Genomic DNA, 15,308 nt, shown 5'->3' with positions numbered 1-15,308 from the left:
GCCGGCTCAGAGCATCTCGAGGTTGCTCTGCAGCTCGAAGGGCGTCACCTGCGAACGGTAGCCCGCCCACTCGCGGCGCTTGTTGGCGAGCACATAGGTGAAGACGGTCTCGCCCAGGGTCTCGGCGACGAGCTCGGACTCCTCCATGTACTGCAGCGCCTGGTCGAGGCTCGCCGGCAGCGGCGCGTATCCGAGCGCGCGGCGCTCGGAATCGGTCAGCGACCACACGTTGTCCTCGGCCTCGGGCGGCAGCTCGTAGCCCTCCTCGATGCCCTTGAGACCCGCGGCGAGCATGAGGGCGTACGCGAGGTACGGGTTGGCGGCCGAGTCGAGGGCGCGGTACTCCACCCGCGACGAACCGCCCTTGTTGGGCTTGTACAGCGGCACGCGTACGAGGGCAGAGCGGTTGTTGTGGCCCCAGCTGATGAAGCTGGGCGCCTCGTCGCCGCCCCACAGGCGCTTGTAGGAGTTCACGAACTGGTTCGTCACCGCCGAGATCTCGTTGGCGTGACGCAGCAGGCCGGCGATGAACTGACGGCCGACCTTGGAGAGCTGGTACTGCGCGCCCTCTTCGTAGAAGGCGTTGTGGTCCCCCTCGAACAGCGACATGTGCGTGTGCATGCCACTACCGGGCTGCCCGCTGAGCGGCTTCGGCATGAACGTCGCGTAGACGCCCTGCTCGATCGCCACCTCCTTGATGACCGTGCGGAACGTCATGATGTTGTCGGCGGTGGCCAGCGCGTCGGCGTAGCGCAGATCGATCTCGTTCTGACCCGGACCGCCCTCGTGGTGGCTGAACTCGACCGAGATGCCGAGGTCTTCCAGCATCCGTACCGAGCGGCGACGGAAGTCGTGGGCGGTTCCCCCGGGCACGTTGTCGAAGTAACCGGCGGAGTCGACCGGCTCGGGCCCGCCCGGACCGTAGGTCGAGGACTTGAGCAGGTAGAACTCGATCTCGGGATGCGTGTAGAAGGTGAATCCGGCGTCCGAGGCCTTCGCGAGCGTGCGCTTGAGGACGTGGCGCGGATCGGCGACCGCGGGCTGCCCGTCGGGGGTCGTGATGTCGCAGAACATGCGCGCGGTCGGGTCGATCTCACCGCGCCACGGGAGGATCTGGAACGTCGTGGGATCCGGATGAGCGAGCAGGTCGGATTCGAAGGTGCGCGTGAGGCCCTCGATCGCGGAACCGTCGAAGCCGAGTCCCTCGGTGAAGGCACCCTCGACCTCTGCGGGGGCGATCGCCACCGACTTCAGCGTTCCGATCACATCGGTGAACCAGAGCCGGATGAACTTGACGCCGCGCTCTTCGATCGTGCGCAGTACGAAATCGCGCTGCTTGTCCATGCTGTTCCTCCCGGCCCCGCGGGGCCCGATCACGTGGTGGGGGTGCGCTCCGAGCGGCGCGTCAGTCGTCTTCGCGGGCGTCGTCAGCCGCCCACTGCGCGGAGCGCTGCTTGATCAGTTCGGGGGCGTTCTCCGCTTCTTCGGCGGTGTCGAACGGGCCGGCGCGGTCGATCGCCGGGGACTCGAAACCTCGCTCCACCTCGCCGGTGGTGAGGTTGTACCAATACTTCTCGCTGTCTTCGCTCACGGCAGACTCCTCATCGCTCTCGAGACGATCCTACTGATCGTGACCCGTGTGCTGGATAGGCTGAACTCATGGCAGCAGAGAAGTCTCGCGCGGTGGGTATCGACATCGGCGGAACCGGCATCAAGGGTGGAATCGTCGACCTCGAGAAGGGCGAGCTGATCAGCGACCGGATCAAGGTGTCCACACCTTCGGGCGCAGAACCGAAGGACGTTCTGGATGCGGTGCGCAGCGTGCTCGACACGCTCGAGGTCGCGGACTCCGACTACCCGCTCGGCGTCGCCTTCCCGGCGATCGTGAAGAACGGTCGCACGCTCTCGGCTGCGAACGTCTCGGACAAGTGGATCGACTTCCCCGCCGAGGAGTTCTTCGAGGAGGGCCTCGGCCGCGACATCCACTTCGCCAACGACGCCGATGTGGCCGGCGTCGCCGAGATGCGTTTCGGCGCCGCGAAGGGCGTCGACGGGCTCACGATCCTCACGACCCTCGGTACGGGCATCGGCTCGGCCGTCATCTACAACAACGTCCTCATCCCCAACAGCGAGCTCGGCCACCTCCAGCGCGCGAAGCACGGCAAGGACGCCGAGGCGTACGCCGCCTACTCTGCAATGGAGCGCGACGAACTGAGCTGGGAGGCGTGGGCCGAACGCCTGCAGTGGTACTACTCGCACGTCGAGTTCCTGTTCAGCCCCGACCTGTTCATCGTCGGTGGCGGCGTGTCCAAGCACGCGGACAAGTTCCTGCACCTGCTCGAGCTCCGCACGCCGATCGTCCCCGCTGTGCACCGCAACAACGCCGGCATCATCGGAGCCGCGGCGCTCTCGCTGGGCGTCGAGCCGGACCTGGAGGAGACCGTCACCGGTCAGTGACCGGGTCTTCGCTGAGCGGGGCGCGTTTCGACTCGCTGCGCTCGCTCAACGACCGGATGCGAACCCACCCGCTCGTTGAGCGAGCCGAAGGCGAGACGAAACGCACCGGGTTCGAAGGAGACGGCATGGGCGATACACCGTTGGAACAGTCGCTGCGAGATCTGCACGCTCTGCTCGCCTCGGTCGGCGAGACGTTCTGGGCCCAGTGGGCGTCACGCGCGGCGGACCGCATCGCCGCGGGCGGCGATCCGAGCGACGTGCGCGGCGTCTTCGGCGGGATGGGCAGCTTCAACGACCTCGTCATTCACCCGGCCAACGGCCACGCCGTCACCGACGATCAGGTCGCCACCGTGAACCGACGACTCGACGAGCTCCGCGACCGGATCTACGTCGAATCGCAGGCGGTGTGACGACCCGGGACGGGTGCGAATGGGCCGGCCTGTACGCCGGGTTCTGTCCGGGGGCTTTCGCCCCGTGGACGGTCATCTCTCTCGGCGACACGTTGCCGTGCCGCTCCAGCGGCCTACCCGGGGACTCGGCGAGCCGCGTCATCATCCCCTGTCTGGCCTTGCTCCGGACGAGGTTTACCTTGCGGGTCGTGTCACCACGACCCCGGTGGTCTCTTACACCACCCTTTCACCCTTACCCGGGCCGAAACCCGGGCGGTCTGCTCTCTGTGGCACTGTCTCGCGGATTGCTCCGGGTGGGTGTTACCCACCGCCCTGCCCTACGGAGCCCGGACGTTCCTCGGCGCGGTTGCCCGCGACGCGACCGTCCAGCCGACCCATTCGCGCTCCGAGTCTACCGGGGGTCGGCCGCATCCTCCGGCTCGCGGCGGATGACCTCGATATCGAGCGGGAAGTCGATCGGGAAGGTGCCGAACAGCAGGCGCCCTGCCGCGTGGGCGGCCTCGGCCACGGCCTGCGCGGCCGCATCCGCCAACTCCTCCGGCGCGTGCACCATGACCTCGTCATGGAGGAAGAACACGAGATGGGCACGGTCCGCGAACGTAGGTGCGGATGCGGATGCGGGAGCCCCTGATGTCGTTGGCAACGCATCCAGACGCCGCCGGATCTCCGCCAACCAGCACAACGCCCACTCCGCCGCTGTGCCCTGCACGACGAAGTTCCTCGTGAAGCGGCCGCGTTCGCGAGCAGCGCGCAGCGCGCCCTCGCGCACTCCCTGTTCCGCATCCGCCTCGCTGGCGCGCGACTGCAGCGCAAGCCACGGCGCCTCCGCGTCGGGCGTGCCGCGTCCGAGCCACGTGGCCACCCCGCGGCCGTCCTCACCGGCGACCGCCGCATCGTCGACGAGCGCCATCGCGGTCGGGAAGGTCTTCCGCAGACGCGGTACGAGGCGTCCACTGTCACCGGTCGTCGCACCGTACATCGCCCCGAGAACCGCGTACTTCGCCTCCTCGCGGGTCGCGACGGCGCCGGTCGCCACGATTCCCTCGTAGAGATCCCGTCCTCGCGCACCCTCCGCCATCCGCGTGTCGCGCGACATCGCCGCGAGCACGCGCGGCTCGAGCTGCGCGACATCTGCATCCACGATGACCCAGCCCGGATCGGGGCGCACGGCCGGACGCAGCTGACGGGGAATCTGCAGCGCTCCCCCGCCGCTCGATGCCCATCGACCGGTCACGACGCCTGCCGGCACGTACACGGGCCGAAAGCGGTCATCGCGTACCCACTCGTCCAGCCACGCCCAGCCATTCGCCGTGTAGAGCCTCGCGAGCTTCTTGTACTCCAGAAGCGGCTCCACCACCGGATGCTCGAGGTGAGCGAGCTCCCACTTGCTCGTCGAGCCCACCGTCAATCCGGCCCGATGCAGCGCGCGCAGCACCCGCGGCGGAGAGTCCAGCGACAGCGAGGCGTCACCGAGTGCGGCGCGTACTCGTTCACCCACTTCGCGCATCCGGTCGGGCGCACCGCCCGCCACGGGGCGACGGCCGAGCGTGTCGACGAGAATCCGCTCATGTGTCGCGCGATGCCAGGGCAGCCCTGCTGCGTGCATCTCTGCGGCGACCAGGGCGCCGGCGGACTCCGCGTTGATGAGCAGCGTCAATCGCCCCGGATCGCGGGACGCCGCGATGACCCCCCGCTGGGCGCGCCACTCGGCCTCGACCTCGTCGAGCCCGAAGGCGGGCACCTCGTCGAACGCGAACAGGGTCTCACCGCCGTCGGGCGCGGTCGCGGCGAGATCCCACCGGTCACTTGCGGTCCACGGCACACTCGCAGCGCTCAGCGGACTGTGGCGCAGGATGCGGCGTGCCAGCCGCACATCCCACGCCCTCGCCACGCGCTCCCCCACCGCGAGCATGGCGGGGTAGCTCACACCGGTGTCGGCCCATACCCAGCGGGTCGGTGCGGGCGCGTCGTCCGCACCGTCGCACATCTCGCGGACGCCGTCCGCAGCGACGATGCGCCACGCAGGCGACGGCGCACTTTCGCGGCCGGTCATCTCATCCGACCGCGGCGGCTCACAACCCCGACTCGGCGGTGCGCACGAGGATGCAGCCGCACTCCGGGCATGTCGCCACAACGTCGTCTGCGACCTGCCTCAGAGCCGCGAGGTCGGTGCCGGAGAGCATCATGTGGCAGCCGCCGCAGGTACGGGCCTGGAACAGTGCCGCCCCCGCCGAGCGGGTCGCCAGCTTCTCGTACAGTGCGAGGAGCTGCTCCGGAACGGAACCGGCGACGGCAGCGCGATCGCGGCCGAGCTGCTGCTCGAGCGCCGACGCGGCTTCGACCGTCTCTTTCGCCTCCGCCGAGAGGCGCGATCCCTCGTCGTTGTTCGCGGCCACGAGCTGCTGCTGCTCGGCGACGGCCGCTTCCGCGGCTTCCAGGCGCTCCATGAGCTCAAGCTGCGCCTCTTCGAGCTCGTCCTGACGACGGGTGAGGGACGCGAGCTCGCGCTCGAGACCGACGGCATCCTTGGCGCTCGCCGTCTTCTGCAGCAATTCCTCATCGCGCTGACGTCGCGCGACGACCAGTGCCACATCGCCCTCCACACGTCGCAGCTCCACGGTGACGTCGTCGACGATGTTCTGGCGCGCGGCGAGCTCCTGAGCGAGCTGCTGCTTGGCCTTCACGAGTTCGCCGATCCGCGCGGCCTGCGGCGGATTTCTTCGGGCGTGATCGGCCTGCGCACGGCGGGCGTCGATGTCGGCGATGTCCAACAGGCGCAACTGGTCAGCGTGGGCGGCGTTCACCCCTCCAACCTACGCCAGCGCACCGGGCACCGCGGCGGCGGGACGGTGACGACGTGTTACCTCCCGTGTCGGCCGGTGTGCTCCGGCCCGCGAGGGTCGTTAGTTTCGGGACTCGACCCCCGCCCGCCCCGAGGAGCCCGTCATGAGCACCGCCGTCGCCACGAGCCGCGTCCACCCGGATGCGGCTGCGCCCGCATCCCGACTGCAGTTCGAAGGCCTGGGGCGCACCTTCGGCGCGCACGTCGTGCTCGACGGGATCGACCTGACGGTCGAGCCGGGCGAGCTGGTTGCCATTCTCGGCGCCTCCGGCTCGGGAAAGTCGACGCTGCTGCGCATCGCGGGCGGCCTTGATCGCGCGAGCGAAGGATCGGTATCGATCGACGGGCGGCCTGTCGCTGCGCACGACGCCCGCGTCGCGATCGGCTTCCAGGAGCCGCGGCTACTGCCGTGGAGATCGGTCTCGGAGAACATCGCCCTCGGGCTCGGTCCCGGCCTCTCCCGCGACGAGCGCTCTCAGCGGATCGGATCCCTGCTCGAGCTCATCGGACTCACTGCCTTCGCGAACCACCGTCCCCGCGAGATCTCCGGCGGGATGGCGCAGCGCACCTCGCTCGCCCGCGCGCTCGCGCGGCGCCCCGGCGTCCTCCTGCTCGACGAACCGTTCGGCGCTCTCGATGCGCTGACGAGGCTCAAGATGCAGGATCTCCTGCTCTCGATCCTCGACGAAGCGCCCACGACGACGCTTCTGGTCACGCACGACGTCGATGAGGCCCTGCAGGTCGCCGATCGGGTGATCGTGCTCGGAGTCGAGCCGGATTCGGCGGGTGCTCGCATCCAGCGCCTGGTGACGGTTCCCGGAACCCGCCCGCGCGACCGCGGCTCAGCCGAACTCGCCGAGCTCCGGGCCGATCTGCTCGGCGCACTGGGTATCGATCGCCACGCGCACTGACGCCTTCCCTCCGCACCCTTCCTTTCCACAGCAATCGAGAGGCTCTCATGTCCCGCTCACGCCGTTTCCTCGGTGCCTTCGCCGGCTTCGCCGTCGCCGCCGTCGCCCTTTCGGGCTGCGTCGCCGGTGAGGATGCTCCCGCTGCCGCGGGCAGCGACGCCGCCGCATCCGACGTCACCATCAAGCTCGACTGGGCGACCTACAACCCGCTCAGCCTCATCATCAAGGATCAGGGCTGGCTCGAGGCCGACGGCTACAACGTCGAGTGGGTGCAGTCGCTGGGCTCGTCGAAGGCCAACGAGGCCCTGCGTGCCGGTGCCATCGACTTCGGTTCGACGGCGGGCTCCGCCGCGCTCCTCGCCCGATCCAACGATGTGCCCCAGCAGATCGTGGATGTCGTCGCACAGCCCGAGTGGTCCGCGCTCGTGGTGCCCGCCGACTCCGACATCGCCTCGGTGGCAGATCTGAAGGGCAAGTCGGTCGCCGCGGCTCTCGGCACCGACCCGTACTTCTTCCTCGTGCAGGCTCTGGAGGCGGAGGGCCTGTCGATCGACGACGTCACCGTGCAGAACCTCATCCACGCCGACGGCTGGGCTGCGCTCCAGGGTGGATCCGTGCAGGCATGGGCCGGCCTCGACCCGATCATGGCGTCCGCGGAGGCCAGCGGCGCGAAGCTGCTCTACCGCAACCTCGATTTCAACTCGTACAGCGTGCTGAACGCCACCGAGTCGATCATCAAGGATCACCCCGAGATCGTGCAGGTCGTCGTCGACGCGTACGAGCGTGCGCGTGCGTGGGCGCTGGAGAACCCCGAGAAGACGGCGCAGATCCTCGCCGATGCCGCCTCGATCGATCTCGCCGTCGCTCAGAAGGTCATCGACGAGCGCGAGGGCCTCGATGTCGATCCGGTGCCCGGCTCCGCGCTGGCGACCGTGCTCGCCCCGATCGGCGCGATCCAGGTCTCGCTGGGCGACGTGACCTCGCAGGGCGACGTCGACAAGGCCCTCGACACGCTCTTCGCGCCGGAGTTCGCCGAGAAGGCCAAGGGCTGACGCCCGCATCCGAGAGGACCTCACCACGATGAGCACGACCGGCACCCCTACGCGCACGTCGCAGACCGCATCCGCATCCGGACCGCTGTCGCGCCGCAGCGTGCGCGCCCTTCTGGGGTGGGTGGTGCCGGTCGTCCTCGTCGCGCTGTGGTTCCTGCTCACGAACCCGGCGGCGCCCATCGTGCCGGCATACAAGCTTCCGAGCCCCGAGGCGGTCATCGCCGCGGGCGTGGATCTCGCCCAGCGCGGCGAGTTGTGGCAGTTCATCGCCATCTCACTGCAGCGCGTGATCATCGGATTCAGCGTCGGTGCCTTGCTTGGTGTTTCGCTCGGTGGGCTCGTGGGGCTATCCCGCTTCTGGGATACGTTGCTCTCCCCCACGCTCGGCGCCATCCGCGCCGTGCCGAGCCTCGCCTGGGTGCCGTTGCTCATCGTGTGGTTCTTGGTGGGCGAACAGTCGAAGATCATCCTGATCGCCATCGGCGCGTTCTTCCCGGTCTTCACGACGGTCTCGCTCGCGCTGCGTCACGTCGACGCGCAGCTGGTCGAGATGGGTCGCTCGTTCGGCTACACCGGCCTGCGCCTGTTCTTCACGGTGCAGCTGCCCGCGGTTCTGCCCGCCCTCTTCTCCGGGCTGCGCCTCGCTCTCGTGCAGGCATGGCTCTTCCTCGTCGCGGCCGAGCTTCTCGGCGCATCCATGGGACTCGGGTTCCTGCTCCTGCGCGGCCAGAACAACGGCCGTGTCGATCAGATCGTGCTCGCCATCATCCTGCTCGCGGTCATCGGCAAACTCACCGACTCCCTGCTCGCGGTCTTGCAGAAGTGGGCTGTCCGCCGCTGGGGCTGACCTCTCCTCCCCTCTTCGCCGCACCGCGGGATGCGCGCCCGCCGGCGCGGTGCGCATCCGTCGCGCGCCCGTCGGAGATTCTGCGTTCCGTCGGAGGTTTCCACCCGAAGCCTCCGACATCGGCGCGAATCTCCGACGGGGAGGGACGCAGGCGGCAGCCACGGCGGCCGGATGCAGGCAGCCAGTCGGCTGTGGATAAGCCCCGCCGGAACTCGGTGGCCGCCGCTACCGTGGCGACATGTCCCGGCGTCACGTCTCGATTGCGGCCATGATCGGCCTGTTCGTCACGTTGAGCGTGTCCGGCTGCACGACGCCCTCGCCCGAACCGACCCCCACCCCGACGGGCTTCGCCTCTGAGGCTGAAGCCTTCGCCGCCGCAGAGGCGACCTACCGCGCGTACATCGATGCGCTGAATCAGGTCGACCTCAGCGATCCCGCCACCTTCGAGCCGGTGTACGAGCTGACCGCTGGAGAACTCAACGCATCGGAACGCGAAAGCTATTCGCAACTGCACGCTGAGGGCAGCATGATCTCGGGGAAGATCACTTACTCCAATGCTGAGCTGTTAAGCAGGAGCGACAACGTCGCGACGATCGCCGTTTGTCTCGATGTCTCTGAAGTGGACGTTCGTGACTCAAATGGATCCTCAATCGTCCCTGAGTCCCGTCCCGATATTCAGTCGGTCGCGGTGGATGTCGACCTCGCGATCGCAAGGCTTCTTGAGATACGTCCTAGTGAGATTGCTGGCCGATGCTCGTAAGTGCGACCTTCAGTGCGACCTCGCTCCTCATGGGCTTGCTCCTAACGACGTCGAATCCAGGATGCGCCGGAGCCCCGTCAGTGCTGGGCGGATGCGCCAGCACAGACGGCACCTCGGTCATCGTGGAGGGGTCGCAGACCCAGCCGGGAACTGGCGGCGGATCGGAGTGGATTCCCACGGGCGGTACCGACGGCGGTGGGGCAACCCCTGCGGAGCCAAAGAACCCGTACGGCCTGGACCTCCTCTACGAGCACATTCCGCAAGATGAGCCGACGGAGGAGATTCCCGCTGTCACCGTGGCCGACCTCGTGGCATTCACTCCGCAGCGACCGTCCTTCGCCGCGGAACCGGCAGGTCTCGGCGTTGCGGGGCTGCCTACGAACGTCATCGCGGGAGCATCCGAGCACACGGTCCCGGGAACACTGTTCAATCGCCCTGTGACGGTGCGCTTCGCTCCGGTCGGATTCCGATTCGACTACGGCGACGGCACGATCGGCACGTCGTCGACGGGCGGCGCCGCGTGGACCACCCTCGGACAGGCTCAATTCACGCCGACCCCGACGAGCCACACCTACGGCTCGCCCGGGGAGTACATCATCACCGTGAGCGTGGACTACGCCGCTGTGGTCGATTTCGGCATCACGACGCGGGTCGTCAATGGAACGGTCACAGCGAACGCCGCGCCGCAGACGCTACGCGTCCTCGAGGCACGCACCGCACTCGTAGACAAGACCTGCGCACAGAATCCGCGAGGCCCCGGCTGCTGAGCCGCTGGACTTCAGGCGTGCATGCGCGCACCCTTCACGATGCGGTCCACGACGTTCTTCGGCCCACGCATGGCGACGCCGACCAGGTCGAGCTGGGCGGTGGGCACCGCGGCCACCGCCGCACGATTCGCCGCGTCGTGCCCGGACGCGAACAGCTCGGCTGTGTAGATCGCAAGCGGCACCTCGCGCCGCGACGCGCGTTCCCTCACCGCCGCCAACGTCGCCGCATCCGCGGACATCACCACCACAGGTTGACGGAGCATCGGTAAGTACTCGACCCCGTCGCCGTCTCGATACGGCTCGCCGGTCAGCCCGGGTTCGCTCGTCGCGACACCCGACATCAGGAAGGCCGTGACGTTCAGCTCCTGCCACGCGAGGAGGTCCTCGCGCAGCACGACGACGACCTTCGTATCGAAGCGGACAAGAATGGATGCGGAGTCGTCGGAAGTCACCGGTTCATCGTCGCGCCGCGACGGTGGCGGGTCTTGTACGTTTCTTGCATGACGGAGCGGGTGAGGGCGTGGCGTCCCGGCGTGCCGCTCGTCCAAGAGGTCCTGCACGCGACGTTCGCCGAGCACGCCTATCCCGCGCACACGCACAACGCCTGGACCGTGCTGTCGATCGACACGGGTGCGGTCGTCTACGACCTGGACGGTCGACGTCAACATGCGGACGCGTCGAGCGTGACGATCCTGCCACCACACATCCCGCACGACGGTCGGTCCGAGACCCGCGGGGCGGCCTTTCGCAAACGCGTGCTCTACCTCGAGGAGTCCTGGCTGCCCGCGGGGCTGATCGGGTCGTCTGCGCGTCGCCCATCACTCACCGGGACCCATCTGCGCGCCGTGCTCGAACAGATCCATCATTCGCTCCGCACGCCCGGCGACGCGCTCGTCGCGGAAGGCACGGTGCTGCGTCTCGGCGATCTGATCCAGCGGCAGCTGGGCACCGAGATCGTGACACGCGCTGATGCGCCGCTCGCTCGTCGACTGCGGTCCCTTCTTGACGACCGCCTCACAGACGCGTTCACCATCGACGAGGCGGCCCGTCTGCTCGGCACGCACCCCAGCCACCTCGTGCGCGTCTTCTCCGGCGCGTACGGCATTCCTCCGCACCGATACGTCATCGGCCGCCGCATCGACCGTGCGCGGCGTCTCCTGCTCGCCGGCGTGTCTCCGGCGGACACAGCGGCCCGCAGCGGCTTCCACGATCAGGCGCATCTCACCCGCCACTTCCGCCGCACGCTCGGCACCACCCCGGCCGCCTTCGCGGCCTGACCGGTAGACGTGCCCCAGCCCAGGCGGAACGTGGACCTGATCCGCGAGAGGCTCCGTGATGTCTGCCAACGGCCCGCCGAGCCGGCCGGAATCAGCGGGTCATACCGAGCTGGGACGCCAGATCGCGGAACTTCCCGTCGGCCCCGCTCGCGCCGAACAGAGTGTCGACATCGATCGTGACCGTGACCGTCGCCGGTTCCTCCCCGGCGACCGCGACCTCGATCGGGTAGGTGCCCGCGAAGGCCATCACGCGCGGCGACGCACCGGCGAGGTTCGAGAAGGCTGCTGTCACATCGACGCCGTTCACGCTGTAGCGGGTGCCTTCGGGCAACAGGGAGGCATCGGCCGCGTCGAATCCCGCACGCGTCGTGTCGACGAGGAACACCCAGTGGTCGGGGACGCCGTTCGCCGCCTTCACGAACTCGAGCTCAAGGCTCTCCGTGCGCTCGCTCTCGCCGACCGAATACGTCACGTCGACATCGGCGCGATTGCCGTCGTCAGACACCTGCGGCTCGCCGACTTCCCTGAGCATCGGCCTGTCCGAGAGGGATTGATACGCGGCGTCGTCGATGAACGGCGCGTCCGTCGCCAATTCGTCGAAAGGGAGATCCGTCATCCGGACCGCAGCGCCCGATTCGCCAGCGGTGAGATAACCGAAGAACGTTTCGACCACCCCGGGGATCGCCGCCGTCGAGAGATCTGCCGGCCCGACGGGTGCCACCTCGGGCGATGAACACGCGGTGATCGTCATGGCGAGCGACAGCACGGCCCCCGCCAGAGCGAGGTGCCCACGTCGGGGCCTTGTCGCGCCGCCGCTCGCACGCTCGTACGGCATCGTGATCCCCCTTCTCACTGTGCCTCGATAGTGCCAGCATCGACGCCCGCGGATCACGCCGCTGTCAGGATGTGGAGAGATGCGATATCGCCTTCCCGACGCGCGGGGCCCCTCGCTCGGTGGGCCTCCCCCTTGCTACCCCACACGTCGCCTTCGCGACGCGCGGGGCCCCTCGCTCGGTGGGCCCTGCCGGGATCGAACCGACGACATCCACGGTGTAAACGTGGCGCTCTACCAGCTGAGCTAAAGGCCCTTCTCGAACAGTCTAGGCGGCAGCGTGGGCGGCCCGTGCCGCGATGTCACCCGTGGGCGTCTACACACTCGCTAAGCTGGACGATGGTGCATTTGTCCACTGCCGACAAGGCTCGCACCAACCCGATGGTTCCTTCCGGCAAGACCTGCCGTGTGATGAAAGGCGTCTCGTGACTGTCAACCAACAGGATCCGTACTCGCAGGGCCCCCTCGACAGCGATCCGGAAGAGACCGCGGAATGGCGCGAGTCGCTGGAGCAGCTCGTCCAGGCGAAGGGCCGCGGGCGCGGTCGCGAGATCATGCTGAGCCTGCTCCAGGACTCGCGTGAGCTTCACCTCGGTGTGCCGATGGTTCCCACCACCGACTACATCAACACGATCGCCCCCGAGAACGAGCCCGACTTCCCCGGCGACGAGGAGATCGAACGCCGCTACCGCGCATGGATCCGCTGGAACGCGGCGATGACCGTGCACCGCGCGCAGCGCCCGGGTATCGGCGTCGGCGGTCACATCTCGACGTACGCCTCCTCGGCCGCGCTCTACGAGGTCGGCTTCAACCACTTCTTCCGCGGACTCGACGACCCCCACGGCGGCGACCAGGTCTTCTTCCAGGGCCACGCCTCCCCCGGCATGTACGCACGCTCCTTCCTCGAGGGACGCCTGAGCGAGCAGCAGCTGGACGGGTTCCGCCAGGAGAAGTCGGCAGCACCGCTCGGTCTTCCCTCGTACCCGCACCCGCGCCTGCTGCCCGAGTACTGGCAGTTCCCGACCGTCTCAATGGGCCTCGGGCCGATCAACGCCATCTACCAGGCGATGACGAACAAGTACCTCACCAACCGCGGCATGAAGGATCTGTCCGACTCGCATGTCTGGGCGTTCCTCGGCGACGGCGAGATGGATGAGGTCGAGAGCCGCGGTCAGCTCCAGGTCGCCGCGAACGAGGGTCTCGACAACCTGACCTTCGTCGTCAACTGCAACCTGCAGCGCCTCGACGGCCCCGTCCGCGGTAACGGCAAGATCATCCAGGAGCTGGAGAGCTTCTTCCGCGGTGCGGGCTGGAACGTCATCAAGGTCATCTGGGGCCGCGAGTGGGATTCGCTCCTCGCCAACGACGACCAGGGCGCTCTGCTCAACCTCATGAATGTCACCCCCGACGGCGACTTCCAGACGTACAAGGCCGAGAACGGCGCGTACATCCGCGAGAACTTCTTCGGTCGCGACGAGCGCGCCGCAGCACTGGTCAAGGACTACACGGACGATCAGATCTGGAACCTCAAGCGCGGCGGCCACGACTACCGCAAGGTCTACGCGGCGTTCAAGGCGGCCGTCGAGCACAAGGGCCAGCCGACCGTCATCCTCGCGCACACCATCAAGGGCTACGGCCTGGGGCCGCACTTCGAGGGTCGCAACGCGACCCACCAGATGAAGAAGATGACCCTCGACGACCTGAAGCACTTCCGCGACGCGATGCACATCCCCGTGTCCGACGCGCAACTCGAGGAGAACCCGTACCAGCCTCCGTACTACAACCCCGGAGCACAGGACGAGACGATTCGGTACATGGTGGAGCGCCGTCGCCAGCTCGGCGGCTTCCTGCCCGAGCGCCGCACCACGCACGTCGGCCTCGAGCTCCCGGACGACAAGGCGTATGCCCTGCCCAAGAAGGGTTCGGGCACGCAGGAGATCGCGACGACCATGGCCTTCGTCCGACTTCTGAAGGACCTCCTGCGCGTCAAGGGATTCGGCGAGCGGATCGTCCCGATCATCCCGGATGAGGCCCGCACGTTCGGTATGGACGCGTACTTCCCGACCGCGAAGATCTACAACCCGAACGGCCAGAACTACACCTCGGTCGACCGCGAGCTGCTCCTGGCGTACAAGGAGAGCCCGCAGGGCCAGATCATGCACGTCGGCATCAACGAGGCCGGCGCCATGGCGGCGTTCACCGCGACGAGCACCGCGTATGCGACGCACGGTCAGCCGCTCATCCCGGTCTACATCTTCTATTCGATGTTCGGCTTCCAGCGCACCGGCGACGCCCAGTGGGCCGTTGGCGACCAGATGGGCCGCGGCTTCATCATCGGCGCCACCGCCGGGCGCACGACGCTGACCGGTGAGGGACTGCAGCATGCCGACGGTCACTCGCATCTGCTCGCATCGACGAACCCGGCAACCGTCTCCTACGACCCGGCCTACGGGTACGAGATCGCCCACATCGTGCGCTCGGGCATCGACCGCATGTACGGCGGCAACCACCCCGACCCGAACGTCATGTACTACATCACGGTCTACAACGAGCCGATCGTGCAGCCCGCCGAGCCGGAGGGTGTCGACGTGGACGGCATCGTGCGCGGCATCCACCGCATCTCGGAGGGCTCCGGCGACGGACACCGCGCGCAGATCCTCGCCTCCGGCGTGGGTGTGCCGTGGGCGCTCGAGGCGCAGAAGCTGCTGAGCGAGGACTGGGGTGTGAGCGCCGACGTGTGGTCGGTCACCTCCTGGTCCGAGCTGCGCAACGACGGCCTCGCCGCCGAGGAGCACAACTTCCTCCACCCGGATGCGGAGCCGCGCACCGCGTACCTGACCGAGAAGCTGCGCGACGCGCAGGGTCCGGTCGTGGGCGTCAGCGACTTCATGCACGCCGTGCAGGACCAGATCCGCCAGTGGGTCCCGGGTCGCTACCTGACTCTGGGCGCCGACGGCTTCGGGTTCTCGGACACCCGCGCGGCCGCGCGTCGCTTCTTCAAGATCGACGGTCCTTCGATCGTCGTGCGCACTCTGCAGGGCCTGGTGGATGAGGGGCGTCTCGACCGCTCCGTCATCGGCCAGGCGATCGAGAAGTACCGTCTGCACGACGTGAACGCCGGAACCTCCGGCAACGCCGGCGGCGAGAGCTGAG

General features: G+C 68.1%; 15 protein-coding genes, 1 tRNA gene and 1 other RNA gene. 9 read left to right on the top strand and 8 right to left on the bottom strand.

What is annotated here, in order from left to right; translation table 11 throughout:
- Positions 1 to 6 precede the first annotated feature (6 nt).
- Both ACYVJS_RS11915 and ACYVJS_RS11910 read right to left on the bottom strand, forming a co-directional pair.
- Complete coding sequence (locus tag ACYVJS_RS11915; RefSeq protein ID WP_320434502.1) at positions 7 to 1,344, bottom strand: glutamine synthetase family protein; 1,338 nt, start codon at positions 1,342 to 1,344, stop codon at positions 7 to 9.
- Positions 1,345 to 1,405: 61 nt separating this feature from the next.
- On the bottom strand, positions 1,406 to 1,591 hold the full coding sequence (locus ACYVJS_RS11910; protein WP_460740137.1) for an SPOR domain-containing protein: 186 nt from the start codon (positions 1,589 to 1,591) through the stop codon (positions 1,406 to 1,408).
- Positions 1,592 to 1,659: 68 nt separating this feature from the next.
- On the opposite strand from ACYVJS_RS11910, the gene ppgK reads away from it, so the two are divergent.
- Positions 1,660 to 2,457 (top strand): polyphosphate--glucose phosphotransferase, encoded by a 798-nt coding sequence (gene ppgK / locus ACYVJS_RS11905; RefSeq protein WP_344230791.1) that lies wholly within the window; start codon positions 1,660 to 1,662, stop codon positions 2,455 to 2,457.
- A complete protein-coding gene (locus ACYVJS_RS11900; RefSeq protein WP_460740136.1) occupies positions 2,454 to 2,867 on the top strand; it encodes a DUF6966 domain-containing protein in 414 nt (137 codons plus the stop codon). Before ppgK ends, ACYVJS_RS11900 begins: the two co-directional genes overlap by 4 nt.
- 16 nt (positions 2,868 to 2,883) lie before the next feature.
- Here ACYVJS_RS11900 and rnpB read toward each other — a convergent pair.
- The 3 genes from rnpB to ACYVJS_RS11885 all read right to left on the bottom strand — a co-directional run bounded on the left by rnpB (position 2,884) and on the right by ACYVJS_RS11885 (position 5,671).
- An RNA gene (gene rnpB / locus ACYVJS_RS11895) (RNase P RNA component class A) lies at positions 2,884 to 3,244 on the bottom strand.
- A gap of 14 nt (positions 3,245 to 3,258) precedes the next feature.
- The gene (locus ACYVJS_RS11890; protein WP_460740135.1) at positions 3,259 to 4,920 is read right to left on the bottom strand and encodes a bifunctional 3'-5' exonuclease/DNA polymerase; all 1,662 of its coding nucleotides are present in this window, start codon (positions 4,918 to 4,920) and stop codon (positions 3,259 to 3,261) included.
- A 19-nt stretch (positions 4,921 to 4,939) separates the two neighbouring features.
- Complete coding sequence (locus tag ACYVJS_RS11885; protein ID WP_460740134.1) at positions 4,940 to 5,671, bottom strand: zinc ribbon domain-containing protein; 732 nt, start codon at positions 5,669 to 5,671, stop codon at positions 4,940 to 4,942.
- A gap of 142 nt (positions 5,672 to 5,813) precedes the next feature.
- Here ACYVJS_RS11885 and ACYVJS_RS11880 point away from each other — a divergent pair, with 142 nt between their 5' ends.
- The 5 genes from ACYVJS_RS11880 to ACYVJS_RS11860 all read left to right on the top strand — a co-directional run bounded on the left by ACYVJS_RS11880 (position 5,814) and on the right by ACYVJS_RS11860 (position 10,046).
- Positions 5,814 to 6,620 (top strand): ABC transporter ATP-binding protein, encoded by an 807-nt coding sequence (locus tag ACYVJS_RS11880; protein WP_460740133.1) that lies wholly within the window; start codon positions 5,814 to 5,816, stop codon positions 6,618 to 6,620.
- 47 nt (positions 6,621 to 6,667) lie between these two features.
- A complete protein-coding gene (locus ACYVJS_RS11875; protein WP_460740132.1) occupies positions 6,668 to 7,672 on the top strand; it encodes an aliphatic sulfonate ABC transporter substrate-binding protein in 1,005 nt (334 codons plus the stop codon).
- A gap of 28 nt (positions 7,673 to 7,700) precedes the next feature.
- On the top strand, positions 7,701 to 8,519 hold the full coding sequence (locus tag ACYVJS_RS11870) for an ABC transporter permease (RefSeq protein WP_460740131.1): 819 nt from the start codon (positions 7,701 to 7,703) through the stop codon (positions 8,517 to 8,519).
- 238 nt (positions 8,520 to 8,757) lie between these two features.
- Positions 8,758 to 9,279, top strand: coding sequence for a hypothetical protein (locus ACYVJS_RS11865; protein WP_460740130.1), 522 nt, complete (start codon positions 8,758 to 8,760; stop codon positions 9,277 to 9,279).
- A gap of 80 nt (positions 9,280 to 9,359) precedes the next feature.
- On the top strand, positions 9,360 to 10,046 hold the full coding sequence (locus ACYVJS_RS11860; RefSeq protein ID WP_460740129.1) for a hypothetical protein: 687 nt from the start codon (positions 9,360 to 9,362) through the stop codon (positions 10,044 to 10,046).
- A gap of 11 nt (positions 10,047 to 10,057) precedes the next feature.
- Here the strand turns inward: ACYVJS_RS11860 and ACYVJS_RS11855 are convergent, their stop codons facing one another.
- A complete protein-coding gene (locus ACYVJS_RS11855; protein ID WP_460740128.1) occupies positions 10,058 to 10,498 on the bottom strand; it encodes a DUF2000 family protein in 441 nt (146 codons plus the stop codon).
- 48 nt (positions 10,499 to 10,546) lie between these two features.
- Between ACYVJS_RS11855 and ACYVJS_RS11850 the strand changes: the two genes are divergently transcribed.
- Entirely contained in the window at positions 10,547 to 11,323 is a 777-nt protein-coding gene (locus ACYVJS_RS11850) for a helix-turn-helix transcriptional regulator (RefSeq protein WP_460740127.1), read from the top strand.
- 91 nt (positions 11,324 to 11,414) lie between these two features.
- On the opposite strand, the gene ACYVJS_RS11845 is transcribed toward ACYVJS_RS11850, so the two are convergent.
- Together ACYVJS_RS11845 and ACYVJS_RS11840 are read right to left on the bottom strand one after the other, a co-directional pair.
- Positions 11,415 to 12,158 carry a hypothetical protein gene (locus ACYVJS_RS11845; RefSeq protein WP_460740126.1) on the bottom strand — a complete coding sequence of 248 codons (744 nt, stop codon included), beginning with the start codon at positions 12,156 to 12,158 and terminating at the stop codon, positions 11,415 to 11,417.
- 180 nt (positions 12,159 to 12,338) lie between these two features.
- Positions 12,339 to 12,411, bottom strand: a tRNA-Val gene (locus ACYVJS_RS11840).
- Between the two features lie 169 nt (positions 12,412 to 12,580).
- Here ACYVJS_RS11840 and aceE point away from each other — a divergent pair.
- Positions 12,581 to 15,307 (top strand): pyruvate dehydrogenase (acetyl-transferring), homodimeric type, encoded by a 2,727-nt coding sequence (gene aceE, locus ACYVJS_RS11835; protein WP_460740125.1) that lies wholly within the window; start codon positions 12,581 to 12,583, stop codon positions 15,305 to 15,307.
- Position 15,308: the final 1 nt, after the last annotated feature.

It is taken from the genome of Microbacterium neimengense (genome assembly GCF_054782995.1).
This window is presented reverse-complemented; position numbering and strand designations above follow the sequence as displayed.